General features: G+C 33.3%; 1 protein-coding gene. It reads left to right on the forward strand.

Annotation, left to right across the window (positions count from 1 at the left end; genetic code table 11):
* Window positions 1-243 (forward strand): MFS transporter (locus tag AWV70_RS23280; RefSeq protein ID WP_153010104.1); only part of this gene is annotated, 243 nt, incomplete at both ends.

Genomic DNA, 243 nt, shown 5'->3' on the forward strand with positions numbered 1-243 from the left:
AATACGTCTTATTCACAATCAAATTTACGACACAACCAAATTTTAATTTGGCTTTGCGTTCTATCTTTTTTTAGCGTATTAAATGAAATGGTTTTGAACGTCTCATTACCTGATATTGCAAATGATTTTAATAAATCACCGGCGAGTACAAACTGGTTGAACACAGCCTTTATGTTAACCTTTTCTATTGGAACAGCTCTATATGGAAAGCTATCTGATCAGCTAGGCATTAAAAGGTTACTC

It is taken from the genome of Sporosarcina koreensis (genome assembly GCF_001531445.1).
Classification (GTDB): domain Bacteria; phylum Bacillota; class Bacilli; order Bacillales_A; family Planococcaceae; genus Sporosarcina; species Sporosarcina koreensis_C.